Origin of the sequence: Azospirillum brasilense, from assembly GCF_005222205.1 — a bacterium.
GTDB classification, from domain to species: Bacteria; Pseudomonadota; Alphaproteobacteria; order Azospirillales; family Azospirillaceae; genus Azospirillum; species Azospirillum brasilense_G.
Genome location: NZ_CP032346.1, coordinates 1,644,229 through 1,659,630 on the forward strand (window position 1 = coordinate 1,644,229; position 15,402 = coordinate 1,659,630).

The window sequence follows — 15,402 nt, forward strand, 5'->3', positions numbered from 1 at the left end:
GCAAGAAGCCGGATACGAAAAAGCCCCGCGGAAGCGGGGCTTTTTTGTTGCCGATGATCCGGCTGTTGTCCGATCCAGGCTCCTCCCCCGCTGGGCGGGGGAGGAGGGAAGGACCGGTCACTTGCCCTGCAACTGCTTCATGAGGTCGGCGTTGGGGTCCTCGGCGGGCTGTTCCGGCGCGCCGAACGGCGGCGGCGGTTCGCCCGAGTCGAAGGCCGGGATCTCGATCTTCACATTGTCCAGATCGATCGGCTCGCCGCGGTCCAGGCCGGAGAAGACCATCTCCGGGAACATGATGACCAGCGCCACCATGATCAGCTGGATGCAGACGAACGGCACGGCGCCCCAGTAGATCTGGCCGGTGGTGATCTTCTTGATGATCTTCCCGGTGATCTTGTCCTTGTAATCTTCCCGTGGAGCGACGCTGCGCAGGAAGAACAGGGCGAAACCGAAGGGCGGATGCATGAAGGAGGTCTGCATGTTGACGCCCAGCAGGACGCCGAACCAGATCAGGTCGATGCCCAGCTTCTCCGCGACCGGGGCGAGCAGCGGCACGATGATGAAGGCCAGCTCGAAGAAGTCGAGGAAGAAGGCGAGCAGGAAGACCATGATGTTGACGACGATCAGGAAGCCCAGTTCGCCGCCCGGCAGGCTGGTCAGCAGATGCTCCACCCACAGGTCGCCGTTCACGGCGCGGAACACCAGACCGAAGACCGTCGAGCCGATCAGGATGAAGATGACGAAGGAGGACAGCTTCGCCGTCGTGTCCATCGCCTGACGCATCAGCGACCAGCTCAGCTGCCGCTTCATGAGCGCCAGGATCATGGCGCCCGCGGCGCCCATGGCGCCGCCCTCCGTCGGCGTCGCAATGCCGAGGAAGATGGTGCCCAGCACCAGGAAGATCAGGACCAGCGGCGGCACCAGCGACGTCAGCACGCGCAACAGAAGCTTGGCGCCGCGCAGGCTCCGCGCCTCCGGCGGCAGGGCCGGGGCAAAGTCGGGGCGGACGATGGTGGTGACCAGGATGTAGCCGGCGTAGAGGCCGGTCAGCACCAGGCCGGGGACCAGGGCGCCGGCGTACATGTCGCCGACCGAACGGCCGAGCTGGTCGGCCAGGATGATCAGCACGAGCGACGGCGGGATGATCTGGGCCAGCGTGCCCGACGCCGCGATGACGCCCGACGCCAGGCGGCGGTCATAGCCGTAACGCAGCATGATCGGCAGCGAGATCAGGCCCATCGAGATGACCGAGGCGGCCACCACGCCGGTCGTGGCGGCGAGCAGCGCGCCGACGAAGATCACCGCATAGGCCAGACCGCCGCGCAGCGGGCCGAAGAGCTGCCCGATGGTGTCGAGCAGGTCTTCGGCCATGCCGGATCGTTCGAGAATCAGGCCCATGAAGGTGAAGAAGGGAATGGCCAGCAGCGTGTCGTTGCGCATGATGCCGAAGACGCGCTCCGGCAGCGCCTGGAACAGCGCCGGGGTCAGCAGACCCAGCTCGATGCCGATCAGACCGAAGAGAAGGCCGTTCGCGGCGAGCGCGAAGGCGACCGGGAAACCCATCAAAAGGAAAAGAACAAGCGCCGCGAACATCAGCGGCGCCATGTTCTCAATGAGGAAGGCGGCCATCGTGTGTGGTCCCCGGTCTCTTAGGAGTGGCTGTGCATCTTCTCGCCGGGCTCATCGATGAGTCCGGCCAGGAAGGCGATGCGCTTGATCAGCTCGGACACCGCCTGCAGGGTCAGCAGGAAGAAACCGGCAGGAACCAGGATCTTGGCCGGCCAGCGGATCAGGCCGCCGGCGTCGCTCGACATCTCCTTGGTGATGAAGCTGTCCCAGAACATCGGCCAGGAGAGCCACATGATCAGGATGGCCATCGGGAACAGGAAGAAGAGGATCCCGAAGATGTCCACCATGCACTGGACGCGCCGGGAGAAGCGGCCCAGCACGATGTCGATGCGGATGTGCTCGTTGCGCAGGAACGTGTAGCCCGAGCACAACAGGAAAATCGCAGAGAACAGGTACCATTGCAGCTCAAGCCAGGCGTTGGAGCTGTAATGGAGGCTGTAGCGGATGACCGCATTGCCGGCGCTGACAATCACGGCGACCAGCACCAGCCAATAGACGAGCTTGCCGATGCCGTTGTTGACAGCATCGATCAGCCCGCTGATTCGGAGCAGGAACCTCAACGGAGAGCCTCCCTGTTGGTTTGGAACGGGTGTATCCCCGTCCGTTCCTTTTGTTGCCCTGTGAACGGTGGCGCTGGGCGCCGGTTCAATCTTTTATGGTAACACCATGGGGTGTTTGCTGCGGCAATATTCCGCAGGAGGCCCCGGCAGCGCAAGAGCTTGAAAGCCTTTATACGTGATTGCCCCAATAGTCACCGATCACAGGCAATCCGGCGAACGGTCGGTCAGTCTTCCGGATCATTCGGCAGGCGGAACCAGCCGTCGCGGCCCAAAGCCTCCAGGGGGCGGAACTTGGCCTTGTAGGCCATCTTGCGGCTCTGGGCGATCCAATAGCCGAGATAGACGTAGGGCAACCCGTCCGCCTGGGCGCGCTCCAGCAGGCTGAGGATCATGAAGCTGCCCAGGCTGCGGCGGTCCTGGCGGGGGTCGTAGAAGCTGTAGACCGCGGAATAGCCGTCGGTCAGCCGGTCGGTCAGCATGCAGCCGACCAGCCGCCCCTCCGCGTCGCGGGCTTCGAACAGGCTGGTGTCGGCGCGCCCTTCGTCGATCATGGCGGCGAAATCCGCCATCGCCATGCGCGCCATGTCCGACTCGCCGTGGCGGGAGTTCTGGTAGAGCGAGAACAGCCGGTACTGCTCCGTCGTGGCGGCGGCCGGCGCCTCGGCCAGGGTCAGGTCGCCGTTGGCCCGGCGGACGCGCTTCTGCGACCGGGTGGGGACGAAGGCGGCGACCGGGATGCGGACCGGGACGCAGGCCTGGCAGTTCGGGCAGACCGGCCGGTAGACGATGTCGTGGCTGCGCCGGAAGCCGGCGCGCGACAGGGTTGAGTTGACCTCCGCCGAATAGGGCCCCAACAGCCGGGTGAACAGCTTGCGCTCCACCCGTCCCGGCAGATAGGGGCAGGGCATCGGCCCGGACCGGAAGAACTGCTGGAGCGGGCGGAGTTGCGGCTGGATGACCGACATCGGGCTGGCTGACTTCTGGATCACCGGCCCGGGGGCCGGTTGTTGGGGGTCTGCGGCTGGAGAGGTTGCTGGACGGAACTTAGGTCAACAGAGGCTACTGGGATTGGCTCTGGGTCATGGGGACGGTGTCCTGGCCGAAGAAGGCGCGTCCGATCTCGTTGGTGATGCCGCAGAGCTGGGCCTGCACGCCGTCCAGATACTCGTGCAGGCCGAGCTGGATCACCTCCTCGATCGGGCGGGCCAGAAGCGCGCCGAGCAATTCGTCCACCTTCTCCATCGCCTCACTGCCGTTGCGCAGGTTGTAACGGGACTTCAGGCGGGTCAAGAGGCCGTCGATCTGTCGCACACACATCACAACGGAGCGCGGGAACCCCTCGTTGAACATCATGAAGCCGGCAACCGTGGTGGGCGACATGCCGCGCGGGTAGACGCGCCGGAAGGCGTGGTACCCGGCGGCGGAGCGCAGCACCGTCGTCCACTGGCTCATGTCCAGCGTGGAGCCGACCACGACGGGGGAGGGCAGCAGCGTGTGGTACTTGATGTCGAGCAGGCGGGTGGTCTGGTCCGCCCGCTCGATGTATTTGCCGAGCTGGTAGAAGTACCAGCCCTGGTCGCGGTAGAAGGTGCCCTCGGTGATGCCGGTGTGGGTCTGGCACTCCTCCTTGATCCAGGTGCAGACCTTGGACAGGTTGGGCAGCGCCACGCCCTTGCCGTTCATCTCCACCAGCTTGTTGTGGAACACGTTGATCTGCGTCCACATCTCGGTGGAGATCCAGGGGCGCAGGACGCGGGCGTTCTCCCGCGCCATGCGCAGCATGGAGACCAGCGAGTTCGTGTGCTGGGTGTCGAACATGTAGTAATGGACGACCGCCTCCGCCGTGGGGCGGTCGTGGCGGCTGAAGAAGTCCTTCTCGTCGGCGTTGAGCTGGACGATGGAGAACCAGTTGGTCATCCCCCGCGTGTCGCGCGCGAAGGTCTCATGCACGTCCAGGATCCGGGCGAGATTCTCGGCGCGCTCCATGTAGCGCGCCATCCAGAAAATGCATTCGGCGTAACGGGCCAGCAGATTCACGACGCGCTCCCTTCCTGTGACCCATCCTGGAGGACCCCATCCTGGAGAACCCAGGTGTCCTTGGACCCGCCGCCCTGCGACGAGTTGACGATCAGCGTGCCCTTCTTCAGCGCCACGCGGGTCAGACCGCCGGGCAGCACCCAGGTGTTCTTGCCCGTGATGGCGAAGGGGCGCAGATCGACGTGGCGGGGATCGATGCCGTCGTCGGTCACCGTGGGGCAGACCGACAGGTCGACCACCGGCTGGCTGATGTAGTTGGACGGATCGGCCAGCAGCTTGGCCCGGCAATCCGCCAACTCCTCCTTGCTGGCGCGCGGGCCGATGGTGATGCCGTAGCCGCCGGCCTCGCCGACCGGCTTCACCACCAGCTTGTCCAGGTTGTCCAGCGTGTACTGCAGCGCGTCGGCCTCGCGGCAGATGCGCGTGTCCACGTTGGGGATGATCGCCTCCTGGTCCAGGTAGTATTTGATCATCCGCGGGACGTAGCAGTAGATCGCCTTGTCGTCCGCCACGCCGGTGCCGACGGCGTTGGCCAGCGCCACGTTGCCCTTGCGGTAGGCCTCCATGATGCCCGGCACGCCCAGCATGCTGTCCGGGTTGAAGGCCTTGGGGTCGAGGAAGGCGTCGTCGATGCGGCGGTAGATCGAATCGACACGCGCCAGACCGTTGGTGGTCTTCATGTAGACGCGGTCGTTCTCCACCACCAGATCGCGGCCCTCGACCAGCGGCACGCCCATCTCGCGCGCCAGGAAGATGTGCTCGAAATAGGCGGAGTTGTAGGAGCCGGGCGACAGCAGCACGACCTGCGGGTCGGCCACGTCCTGCGGCGCGATCTCCATCATCGCGTCGAGCAGCTTGTGCCCGTAATTGTCCACCGGGCGGATGCCGATGTCCTGCATCAGGTCGGGGAACACGCGCTGCATCATGTGGCGGTTTTCCACCACGTAGGACACGCCGGACGGCACGCGCCCGTTGTCCTCCAGCACGCGGAAGGTCCCCTCGCGGTCACGGACCAGATCCGTGCCCATGATGTGGATGTAGGTGTCGAACGGCACGTCCAGCCCGACCATCTGCGGCCGGAAGCAGCCGTTGCCCAGCACGAGGTCGGCGGGGATCACCCCGTCCTTCAGGATCTTCTGGTCGTGGTAGATGTCGTGGAGGAACAGGTTCAGCGCCGTGACGCGCTGGGTGATTCCCGCCTCCAGATGCGCCCATTCCTTGGCCGAGATCACCCGGGGAATGATGTCGAAGGGAAGGATCCGGTCCACTGCGTCCTTGTTCGAATAAACGAGGAAGGTGATGCCCAGATTGTACAGTTCTCGTTCGGCGTCCTGCGACCGCCGCAACAGGTCCCCGAAGTTCAGACCGGCGAGTCTCTGCCGGATCAGCGCCGAGTGCTCGGCTGGATAATCACGGCCTCCGAACAATTCGTCGTAGTAAAGGCCGGGATCGTAGTTCGTCAAAAGGTCAGTCGCCTTGCCTTCGGGTACGCTCACAGACTCCCCCGCAGCTAACGCCCTTGATTGACCGCTGCCGTGTGGCAATGGTGTCTGACGCGAAGTATGAACCATCATTTCGCCCTTTGAACAGGGCAAACATTCCCGGCGTTGTGCGGCGCATCGACAAAACAAGAAGAGGTACGTTCAAAGGCAAGGAACTAACGCCTTGGTACCGGTGCCGCATCGGCTTTGGTATCAGTTCGTGGCGGCGGGCGGAGTTGCGGTCTTGCTTTCGCGCAGCAGCACCATGCTGATGCGGCGGTTGCGCGGGCTGCCCGGCTGGTCGGGCACGAGGAGATCGCGGTCGGCGCGGCCGATCACGTCCTGCACGCGCTCCTCCGGGATGCCACCGGCGATCAGGGCGCGGCGCGTGGCGTTGGCGCGTTCGGTGGACAGGTCCCAGTTGTCGCGCCCGGCCCCGGAGGTGAAGGGGATGCCGTCGGTGTGGCCGCTGATCGACAGCTTGTTGGGCAGCTTGGCGAGCGCCTTGGCCACCTGCATGACGAGCTGGCGGGTTTGCGGGTACATCTGGCCCGACCCGCCGGGGAACATCGAGACGCGGTCCTGGTCGACGATCTGGATGCGCAGGCCCTCGGGCGTCTGGTCGATCATCAGATTCTGGGCCAGCGGCTCCAGCTCCGGCACGGACTGGATGGCCTGACGGATCTCGGTGGCGGCCTGCTGGAACTGGCGGGCCTCCTTCTGGGCGTCCTGCAGCTTCTCGCCGCCCTCCTTCACGCGCTCCGCGAAGTCGGACAGCCGTTCGCCCGGCTTCTGGCCGGGGATGCCGAGCTGCTTGGCCTGCTCCTCCAGCCGCTTCTGATAGTCGAGGCGCGACTCGTTGGACTTCTGCTCGGCGGTCGAGGCGGGCGGCGGCGGGGCGGCGTCGGTGGGATCGTTGGCCTCCTCGTCCTCCTGGGTCGAATGGCCGGGCGGGCCGGAGACCGGAACGTCGGCGGACATCGGGGAGGAGGGGGAGATCTGGGCGCCCGGCGCGGTGATGGTGCGCCCGCCCAGCATGCCGCCGGACCCTGAGCTTTCACGGCTGACGGAGGTGGGCGAGAAATAGTCCGCGATGCCCTTGCGCTGGTCCGACGTGGTGACGTTGAGCAGCCACAGCAGCAGGAAGAAGGCCATCATCGCCGTCACGAAGTCGGCGTAGGCGACTTTCCAGGCGCCGCCATGGTGGCCGCCATGGCCACCCTTCTTCTTCTTGATGATGATCGGCTGTTCGCCGCCGGACGGGTTCGCTGACATGAAGCCTTGCTGAATGGGGCCTTGCGGTCGGGAATTCGCGGTCCGCGCGGACGCCCGAAGGGTGGGCCATCATCCTTAAGATCCATTTAATGTGGCGGAGGGCGGCTTCCGGCCGCTTCCGGCCGTGTCGCGGCAGATGCGGCTTGCACCGAGGGTCCGGCTGGGTTAATCCCGCTGTTTCGCCGCAGCACCCTCGCCCCAATAACCGACGAGCCCACACAGGCCGCCATGACCATCGATTCTCGGGCTTTCCGCAACGCCCTCGGATGCTTCGCCACCGGCATCGCCGTGGTCACCACCGTCGCCCCGGACGGCGAGCCGATCGGCGTGACCGTGAACTCCTTCTCGTCGGTGTCGCTCGACCCGCCGCTGGTGCAGTTCTGTCTGGGCCGGGCGGCCATGTCGTTCGAGGCTTTCACCACCGCACCGTCCTTCGCGGTGAACATCCTGGCCGAAGGGCAGGCGGAGCTGTCCAACCGCTTCTCGCGCCGCGACCTGCAGGAGCGCTGGGACGGGGTGGGGGTGGAGCGCTGGGACAGCGGCGTGCCGATCCTCACCGGCTGCCTCGCCACCCTGGAGTGCGACCGGGAGCATGTCTATGACGGCGGCGACCACGTCATCATCGTGGGCCGCGTCCGTCGCCTGTCCGGCAGCGAGGACGGGAAGCCGCTGCTCTACTTCCGCGGCTCCTACGCGCAGCTGCCCTGATTGACCGCGCGGCGGCGCGGGCGACCGTTCCTTCCGGACGCCCGCGCCGCCGCGATCGTTTCACTCAGCAGCGGTTACTTCAGCGTGAAGGCGAGGTAGCTGGAACCGTTGACCTCGCCGGGCGTGACCAGGACCGCGCCGGAAGACTTGCCGGCGATGGTCATGCTCATGTCGATGCTGCCGTTGTTGTCGAGGTCGATGTGCGCGGTGGCGCCCTTGGCGCCCTCGGCCCCGGCCATCTCGGCCCAGGTCAGTTTTGACGTGCCCTCCTTCCAGCCCCAGGCGGTGACCCATTCCCCCGGCTCCAGGTCGGTCACGGTCGACCAAGTGATGCCGCCGTCGCGGCCGTCCACGAAGAAGGTGTCGCTGCCGCTTCCGCCGATCAGGTAGTTGGAGCCGAGACCGCCGTCCAGCACGTCGTCCCCGCCGCCGCCATTCACCGCGTCGTCGCCGCCCAGCGTGTTGATGAAGTCGGCATGCTCCGTCCCCTGCATCGCCTCGCTGTCGTTCTGGCCGATGTGCATGTTGCGAAGCCAGGTCACCGGCCCGGAGTAGCTGTCCATCGCCACTTCGGTGCTGGCACCGCCGCGGGTGACGTAGAGGCGGCGTGCAGGATCGATGGCGGGAACGGGTGACGGGGGTGGAGTCAGCGACGGGGGGATGGGAGACGATGGGGGATTCGGATTCGCGCTCGGCGGGAGGAGGATGGAGGTGGCGTCCGCGGCGGCGAAGCTGCGGTCCGTGAAGGACAGCTGTTCGATGTCGACCAGAGTGTCGCTGATTCCGAGTTTGGGAATCGACAGGATCAGGGTGCCTTGCACGGTGTAGGCATAAGCGTCGGTCGACGCGGCGTCGTAGACGGCGGTGTCGTTGCCCAGGCCTCCATGGAGCCAGTTGCGGCCCGTGCCGCCGATCAGCGTGTCGTCGCCGGACCCCGCCGAGATGTGGTCGTCGCCGGGGCCGCCATCGATGCGGTTGTTGCCGTTGTGGTCGAACCACACGCCGTCGGGACCAATCCTGGGCCCTTCGTTCGTTCCAAAGATGGTGTCGTTGCCGACGCTGCCGATGGCATTTTCAAAGAGGGTGTTCCAAGCGACGTTGTAGCCGTAGTTGACCGTGTTCACGGCCAAGTTGAAGTTCACCCCGGTTGTCGATGCGGAGGCGTCGAGAGTGTCGGTTCCCCCGGCGTCCCATAGCGCCCTCGTCAAAAGCGGCCCGTCGATCCGGTAGGTGTCATTCCCGGTTCGCGTGTTCAGATTGGCCCCATACCAGGACTGCAGCACCTGGATGTCCGCCAACATCGGCCCCACCGGGTTGAACACCGCGCCGGCGGGCAGGCGGGAGACCGGCATTGTGGCCGACATCATCGTCCATTCCGTGCTCCACACGCCGTTCTCCGACGTCGGCCCCCTGTAGGGCGCGGGAGCGTCGCTTGGCTCGAAGCTGTAGGTGAGCCCGAGGGCGCGCCCGATCTCACGCAGGATCGTCGCGTAGCCGCCGCCGCTGGCGGCGATGACACGGTCGGAATCGAAGGCCACCAGACCGCTGGACAGGGCCGTCGCGGACGGCCCGATGGCGTAGGACGCGGTGTTGGGATCGCTGTCCAGCCGTGCGTCATCAATGAAGCGCAGATGGCCGACCAGAGCACCCGAGGCGCCGGGAGCGCCGGTCGCACCGCCCGTCGCCGACTCGGTGATTTCCACGAAGCTGATGTTGGCGACATCGGCGATGCTGACCAGGGCGCTGCGGATGGCGTCGCGGAAGGCAATGTCCAACGGTGCCGGGGTCACGCCCGCCGCGGCGACGGCGGGACCGCCGCTCTCGTAGAAGGAGTAGGTGAGTGTGACCGGCGTCGCGGCCTGGGCGGTGCCCCACTTGCTTCCCGACAGGATGGGGATGAGGGATGTATCGGAGATCGTCTGGGGAGTTGTGACGATGCCGGTTCGCAGCAGGGCGGGATCGCATCCCAGCGGGCCGCCGTCGATGTCGGTGGTGGGGCGGTTGGCGGAGGTCAACCCGTAGACGGTTGCGGAGGACGTAGGACCCCAGGCGGCAATGGACATACGCGAGTATCCCGAAGATTATTCTCGTTGCCCGATCAATCTATCACAGGATGTGGATGCTGCGAATAAGGCGCGCATGTGCGAATGACCCTTGTGTGTCATTCCACCGCAGGTCAGGAAATGTCGGTCATCAGCTCCGTCGGAAAGCCCGCCTCCTCCATGTGGGCGACGAGGCGCTGCACGTGGCTGCGCCCGCGGGTTTCCAGCACCACGTCGATCTCGGCCATGCGGACCGGCACGTCGTGGAACAGGCGCTGGTGGTGCACCTCGACGATGTTGGCCTCGGCCTCGCCGAGCAGGCGGGCGACCCGGGCGAGCGCGCCGGGGGCGTCGGTGATGCCGATGCGCAGCCGCACCATGCGCCCCTCGTAGACCAGCCCGCGCGTCAGGACCTGCGCCAGGATGCGCGCGTCGATGTTGCCGCCGGAGACGACGATGCCCACCCGCTTGCCGCGGAACCGCTCCGGATCGTCCAGCACCGCGGCCAGCCCCGCCGCCCCGGCGCCCTCGGCGACCAGCTTCTGCACGGTGGCGAGGCGGTAGACGGCCTCTTCCAGCCGTTGCTCGCCCACCTCCACCACCGCGTCCACATGCCGGCGGACCAGCGGCAGGGTGACGGCGCCGGGGGCCTTGACCGCGATGCCGTCGGCGATGGTGGCCCCGCCGCAAGTGATGGGCTGCCCGGCCAGTGCCTGGCGCATCGACGGGAACATGGCGCATTCCACCCCGATCACCGCGATGTCCGGCTTCAGCGCCTTTGCCGCCACCGCCATGCCGCCGATCAGCCCGCCGCCGCCCACCGGCACCACCAGCACCTCCAGGTCCGGCGCGGCGTCGAGCAGCTCCAGGGCGGCGGTGCCCTGGCCGGCGGCGATCAGCGGGTCGTCGTAGGGATGCACGAAGGTCAGCCCCTCGCGCGCCGCCAGCTCCTGGGCGTAGGCCGCGGCGTCGCTCAGAGTCTCGCCGTGCAGTTCGACCCGCGCGCCGAGGCTTTCCGTGCGCTCCACCTTGGTGAAGGGGGTGAAGGACGGCATGACGATGACCGAGCGGATGCCCAGCCGTGTCGCGTGGCAGGCCACCGCCTGGGCGTGGTTGCCCGCCGACATGGCGATCACCCCGGCCCGCCGCTCGGCATCGCCCAGCGACAGCAGCTTGTTGAGCGCCCCGCGTTCCTTGAAGGAGCCGGTGAGGTGCTGATTTTCCAATTTCAGGACCACCGAACAGCCGGTGATCTCCGACAGGCGGGGGGAGGCTTCGGTGGGGGTGACGGGGAGATGGTTGCCGATCCGGGCGGCGGCGGCGCGAACGTCGTCCAGGGTCAGGGCCGGAGTCGGGGGCGGAGACGGTGTAGCCTCGGTCATGGCGAACTCCCTGGACGGGTGGGGGAAAGCGTCAGCAGCGTGGCGCCGTCGCGGGCGAGCGTGCCGCGGTCGCCGGCCAGCCGCAGCCCCACGCCGTCGCGCCAGCCCTGCACCAGATCCCCCCAGTGGGGAGACAGCGGGTTGCCCGACTGGCCGGTGGCGATGGAGAAGCGGGAGTTGCCGAGGTCCGCCAGATCGTAGACCGCGCGCAGCCCCGGGCCATGGACGTGGGAGAAAGGGTCCTGCGGGTCGCGCACGCGGGTGGTGCCGCGGTTGACGGTGAAGGCGCCGCCGCCGGTGGGGATCGACAGGTCGAACAGTTGGCCGAGCAGCGGCACCCGGCCGAGAAGGCGGTGATTCAGGGCGGCCTTGTGCTCCGCCCCCCAGCGCCAGCTGTTCATGTCCGCTCCGTGGCGCCGCTCGATCTCGGCCAGCGCCGTTTTCAGGGAGCCGGCGAGCATGACGGTGCAGTCCTCGCGGGCCGGCGTCGTCCGGTCGTCGCACCACTGCGGCGCCTGGGTCAGCACGCGGTGCAGGGCGCGCGGGCGCAGGTCCCAGTAGCTCTGGAACAGCGGCCCCAGCTCGTCGGCGAAGACGCTGCGCACCAGCTCCCGCTCCCACCAGGAGAAGATCAGCGGCTCGGCCCGGTCGCGGTCCATCCGTCCGTCCCAGCCGGCCAGACGGTCCAGCGCGGCGCGGGCCTGCCCATTGAGATCGGGCACGTTGCGCAGCGGCTCCAGCATTAGGGGCAGCAGGTCGCGCGCCGGCAGGGACAGCTCGTCCATCTGCTGGGCGGCGACCTCCTCCACCGTGTGCGGGCCGTCGCCGAGCATTTGCACGATCCGCTCCGCGCGGGCGGGATCCGGCCATTCGGTCGCCAGGGCGTAGGGGTAGCCGGGGCCGACCACCGCGTTGTTGGCGTTGACGAACTGGCCCGACGGCGGATTCTCGGCCTGGGGCAGCGCGTCGAAGGGGATGTAGCCGATCCAGTCGTATTCCCCGGTCCAGCCCGGCACCGGAACGCGCCCGTCGCCGCCGCGCCGCACCGGGACCAGCGCCGGCGACAGGAAGCCCAGCGTCCCCGCCGTATCGGCGTAGACGACGTTCTGCTGCGGCGCCACGTGGAGGAACAACGCCTCGCGCACCGCGGCGGCGTCGGCGGCGTGGTTGAGGCGGTACAGCGCCTCCGCCGTGGTGTCGGCGGCGGACAGGCCGGGGAACGCCAGCGCCAGCGCATGCCCCTCCGGCGTCGCCTCGGCGGCGTCCGGCGTGGTCAGCACCGGGCCGTGCCGAGTCTCGCGCACCGTCAGCGTCTCGTCCGGCTGGCCGGCGACGCGGATCGTCTCCTGCCGCGTCTCGAAGGCCTCGCTGCCGTCCGGCGTCAGGTAGCGTCCGGGGTCCTGCGGGTCGAGCTTCTCGATGAACAGGTCCTGGGTGTCGCTGTGGGTGGTGGTGAAGCCCCAGGCGACGCGCCCGTTGTGCCCCAGGATGTGAAGCGGCACGCCGGGGATGGTCGCTCCGGCGATGCGGTGTTCCGGGGTCACGATGCGCGCCAGATACCACAGGACCGGCGCCTCCAGCCCGAGATGGGGGTCGTTGGCGATGATCGGCTTGCCGGTCGCGCTGCGCGCCCCGGTCAGCGCCCATTCGTTGGACGCGGTGTCGAAGCCGAGGTCGGGCAGGGCGGCCAGCGCCTTCGGCAAATCCATGCCGTCGAGCGCCGCCGCCAGGGTGACCGGGGCGGTGGGATCGGAGTCCGGGAACAGGTCGCGCATCTGCGCCGGCGTCAGGCTCTTCAGGGCGCCGGCGCGGAACAGCTCGTCCCGCGAATCGCCGGAGAGCTGGAGCGCCATCAGCTTGCCCCAGACGAGGCTGTCGGCGGGGCGCCAGGGCTCCGGCCTGTGGCGCAGGAGCTGGAACTCGATGGGCAGCGCCTCGCGGCGCGTCTCCATCCAGGCGTTGACCCCGGCGGCGTAGGCGTCGAAGGCCACGCGGGCCTCCGGCGACAGCTCCTCATAGGCCTCCTCGGCCCGGCGGTAGACGCCCAGCGTGCGCATGGAGCGGTCGAGCCGCAGCGCCCAGTCGCCGAAGCGCGTGCCGACCAGCTCGGCCAGACGCCCGGCGCCGCCGCGCCGCATCGTCTCCATCTGCCACAGCCGGTCCTGGGCATGGACGTAGCCGAGCGCGAAATAGGCGTCCCGCTCGGTGGCGGCGAAGATGTGCGGGATGGCGTTGCGGTCGCGCAGGACCTCCACCGGGCCCTCGATCCCCGGGACGGTGACGGCGCCCTCGTAGGACGGGGTCTGCTGGCGAAGCCACAGCAGGAACCCGCCCGCCCCCAGCAGCGGCACCACGACCACCAGGGCGAGAAGAGCGACCAGGATGGCCAGGGGCTTGCGGACGGCGCGGGGAATCATCGGAGGCCGGAACTCGGAAAGGGGGCTCGACTGACAGAGATGGGGATGGAGGCCGCGCGGGGCCATGTTCGCCGCCTGTGATCGCGGCCGCCCGCAAACCCGGAGTCACGGCGCCGTGGCTTCCTTCAGGTATTCGACCAGATCGCGGCGGTCGGACGCGCTGGTGATGGTCTGCATCGGCATCTTGCTGCCGGGGGTCATCACGTCGGGGCCGATCTCGAACAGGCGGGCCACCGCCGCCTCGTCCCAGACGATGCCGCTGCCCTTCAACGCCGGGGAGTAGTGATAGCCCGCCACCGCCCCGGCGGGCCGCCCGAACAGGCCCCACAGCGTCGGCCCCGCGCGGTTGCCGCCGTCCGGCGTCAGCGTGTGGCAGAAGGCGCAGGCGCGGAACAGCGTCTTGCCGCGCTCCGGGTCGGGCGCGTCGTCGCCCAGCGCGGGGCCGCCGGCGGCCAGCAGGAGGAGGGCGGCCAGCGGCAGCCGGCCGCTCACGGCGCGTCGTCCGGATCGGTGACGGTCAGGGAAACCACCGACGTGTTGATGAGCAGCTTTCCCGCATTCTCGAAATTCACGGTGACGCGGTCGCCGACGGCCGACTGCACCTGCCCCAGCCCCCAGTCGGGACGGGCGGGGTGGCGCACCCAGGCGCCGGGAACCAGTGAATCGTCCATGCCGCGCCTCCTGCATCCGCCGGAACTGGTTATCGCTTTCGCGGGATGACCGTGGAAAAGCGGCGGCATCCGCGCTCCTGGAATGATACAAACGAACGTCGCCGCCGGCCATCCCCACGGGGCACCGGCATGCAACAGAATGCCGCCCGGCCGGGGGAAGTTCCTGGACGACGTTCCCTGGGCCGCGGCCATGGTCGTCCTCCGGTTCGCCGAAGGTCGGCCGTCAACGATCTGGAGACCACCCGTGCCGCTTGACATCCGCGTGATCGAGCTTGTCGCCTCCCGCATCTGCCACGATCTCGTGAGCCCGGTGGGAGCGATCCGCAACGGGTTGGAACTGATCGAGGAGATGGAGGACGAGCCCGCCGGCGGCTTCCTGGGCGAGGCGGTGAAGCTGATCGAGCATTCCTCCGGTCAGGCCGACCGGCGGCTGCGCGTCTTCCGGCTGGCCTATGGCCTCGCCGGGCGGGAGCAGAAGGGCTTCGGCGACACCCGCTCCTCCGCCCAGGGGCTTCTGGAAGGCGGGCGCACCACGCTGGACTGGCCGGCCGGGGTGCCGAACGACCAGCTCGCCTTCAAGCGCGGGGCGGCGAAGGTGCTGCTCAACGTCATCATCCTGGCCGACGAGGCGCTGACCCACGGCGGCACCATCACCGTCGCGGCGGAGGGGGACGAGCAGGCGGGGCGCTTCACCATCACCGCCGCCGGACGGCCCGGTGCGCTCAAGGACGAGTCCGCGGCGGCGCTGGCCGGCACGGTCGCCGCCGCCGACCTGACCCCGCGCAGCATCCACGCCTACATGACCGGGCGCTTCGCCGAGGACGACGGATACCGCGTCGCCGCCACCCCGGCCGGACCGGACCGGCTGGTCTTCACTGTGGAGTGGTGACGCGGCCCCCACCGGGGGCGTAACCCGCGCATCGACGTGTTTCAAACCGCGGCCGGTCCGGCGCGCGGCGCTTCACCATGGCTGCCTGGAGCGTCCCCGGCGGTCATAGGCCGCGGCGGCGGCACCGGCTTTGCGGGCTGTGACCTTGGGCCGGCTGGCTCGGCATGACGGCGGAGCCCAAGAGTGGTATCGAAGGAGGTAAGGTTCTCTTAATCAGTGTTTGACAGGCTCCCACCGTAGCTGGAAAGGCCCGTACCGGCGGCGTCGCGCACGCCGCCCTCCGGACGGCCCGGCCGGAAACGGATACAATT

At 68.1% G+C, this 15,402-nt stretch carries 13 protein-coding genes; 2 read left to right on the plus strand and 11 right to left on the minus strand.

From position 1 onward, the window contains the following. Nucleotides 1-117: 117 nt before the first annotated feature. The 6 genes from D3869_RS21440 to D3869_RS21465 form a co-directional block, all read right to left on the minus strand. Nucleotides 118-1,629, minus strand: coding sequence for a TRAP transporter large permease (locus tag D3869_RS21440; protein WP_137141819.1), 1,512 nt, complete (start codon nucleotides 1,627-1,629; stop codon nucleotides 118-120). Between the two features lie 20 nt (nucleotides 1,630-1,649). Beyond that, nucleotides 1,650-2,189 carry a TRAP transporter small permease subunit gene (locus D3869_RS21445; protein ID WP_137141820.1) on the minus strand — a complete coding sequence of 180 codons (540 nt, stop codon included), beginning with the start codon at nucleotides 2,187-2,189 and terminating at the stop codon, nucleotides 1,650-1,652. A 224-nt stretch (nucleotides 2,190-2,413) separates the two neighbouring features. Continuing rightward, nucleotides 2,414-3,154, minus strand: a complete 741-nt coding sequence (locus D3869_RS21450) for an arginyltransferase (RefSeq protein WP_137141821.1) — start codon at nucleotides 3,152-3,154, stop codon at nucleotides 2,414-2,416. 94 nt (nucleotides 3,155-3,248) lie between these two features. Further along, nucleotides 3,249-4,226, minus strand: a complete 978-nt coding sequence (locus tag D3869_RS21455; RefSeq protein WP_137141822.1) for an alpha-E domain-containing protein — start codon at nucleotides 4,224-4,226, stop codon at nucleotides 3,249-3,251. Then, on the minus strand, nucleotides 4,223-5,722 hold the full coding sequence (locus D3869_RS21460; RefSeq protein ID WP_247895828.1) for a circularly permuted type 2 ATP-grasp protein: 1,500 nt from the start codon (nucleotides 5,720-5,722) through the stop codon (nucleotides 4,223-4,225). Before D3869_RS21460 ends, D3869_RS21455 begins: the two co-directional genes overlap by 4 nt. 198 nt (nucleotides 5,723-5,920) lie before the next feature. Beyond that, nucleotides 5,921-6,982, minus strand: a complete 1,062-nt coding sequence (locus D3869_RS21465) for a flagellar motor protein MotB (protein WP_137141823.1) — start codon at nucleotides 6,980-6,982, stop codon at nucleotides 5,921-5,923. 228 nt (nucleotides 6,983-7,210) lie between these two features. Here D3869_RS21465 and D3869_RS21470 point away from each other — a divergent pair, with 228 nt between their 5' ends. Further along, nucleotides 7,211-7,690 carry a flavin reductase family protein gene (locus D3869_RS21470; protein WP_137141824.1) on the plus strand — a complete coding sequence of 160 codons (480 nt, stop codon included), beginning with the start codon at nucleotides 7,211-7,213 and terminating at the stop codon, nucleotides 7,688-7,690. Between the two features lie 74 nt (nucleotides 7,691-7,764). Here D3869_RS21470 and D3869_RS21475 read toward each other — a convergent pair whose 3' ends face one another. The 5 genes from D3869_RS21475 to D3869_RS21495 all read right to left on the minus strand — a co-directional run bounded on the left by D3869_RS21475 (nucleotide 7,765) and on the right by D3869_RS21495 (nucleotide 14,202). Next, nucleotides 7,765-9,753, minus strand: a complete 1,989-nt coding sequence (locus D3869_RS21475; protein WP_137141825.1) for a M10 family metallopeptidase C-terminal domain-containing protein — start codon at nucleotides 9,751-9,753, stop codon at nucleotides 7,765-7,767. Nucleotides 9,754-9,866: 113 nt separating this feature from the next. After that, on the minus strand, nucleotides 9,867-11,114 hold the full coding sequence (locus D3869_RS21480) for a threonine ammonia-lyase (protein WP_137141826.1): 1,248 nt from the start codon (nucleotides 11,112-11,114) through the stop codon (nucleotides 9,867-9,869). Beyond that, nucleotides 11,111-13,531 carry a penicillin acylase family protein gene (locus D3869_RS21485; RefSeq protein WP_137141827.1) on the minus strand — a complete coding sequence of 807 codons (2,421 nt, stop codon included), beginning with the start codon at nucleotides 13,529-13,531 and terminating at the stop codon, nucleotides 11,111-11,113. The genes D3869_RS21480 and D3869_RS21485 overlap by 4 nt, the downstream gene beginning before the upstream one ends. 105 nt (nucleotides 13,532-13,636) lie before the next feature. Beyond that, complete coding sequence (locus D3869_RS21490) at nucleotides 13,637-14,023, minus strand: c-type cytochrome (protein WP_137141828.1); 387 nt, start codon at nucleotides 14,021-14,023, stop codon at nucleotides 13,637-13,639. Then, nucleotides 14,020-14,202 carry a DUF3553 domain-containing protein gene (locus D3869_RS21495; RefSeq protein WP_137141829.1) on the minus strand — a complete coding sequence of 61 codons (183 nt, stop codon included), beginning with the start codon at nucleotides 14,200-14,202 and terminating at the stop codon, nucleotides 14,020-14,022. The genes D3869_RS21490 and D3869_RS21495 overlap by 4 nt, the downstream gene beginning before the upstream one ends. A 244-nt stretch (nucleotides 14,203-14,446) precedes the next feature. Between D3869_RS21495 and D3869_RS21500 the strand changes: the two genes are divergently transcribed. Next, on the plus strand, nucleotides 14,447-15,091 hold the full coding sequence (locus D3869_RS21500) for a histidine phosphotransferase family protein (RefSeq protein ID WP_109070294.1): 645 nt from the start codon (nucleotides 14,447-14,449) through the stop codon (nucleotides 15,089-15,091). The last annotated feature ends 311 nt before the right edge of the window (nucleotides 15,092-15,402 follow it).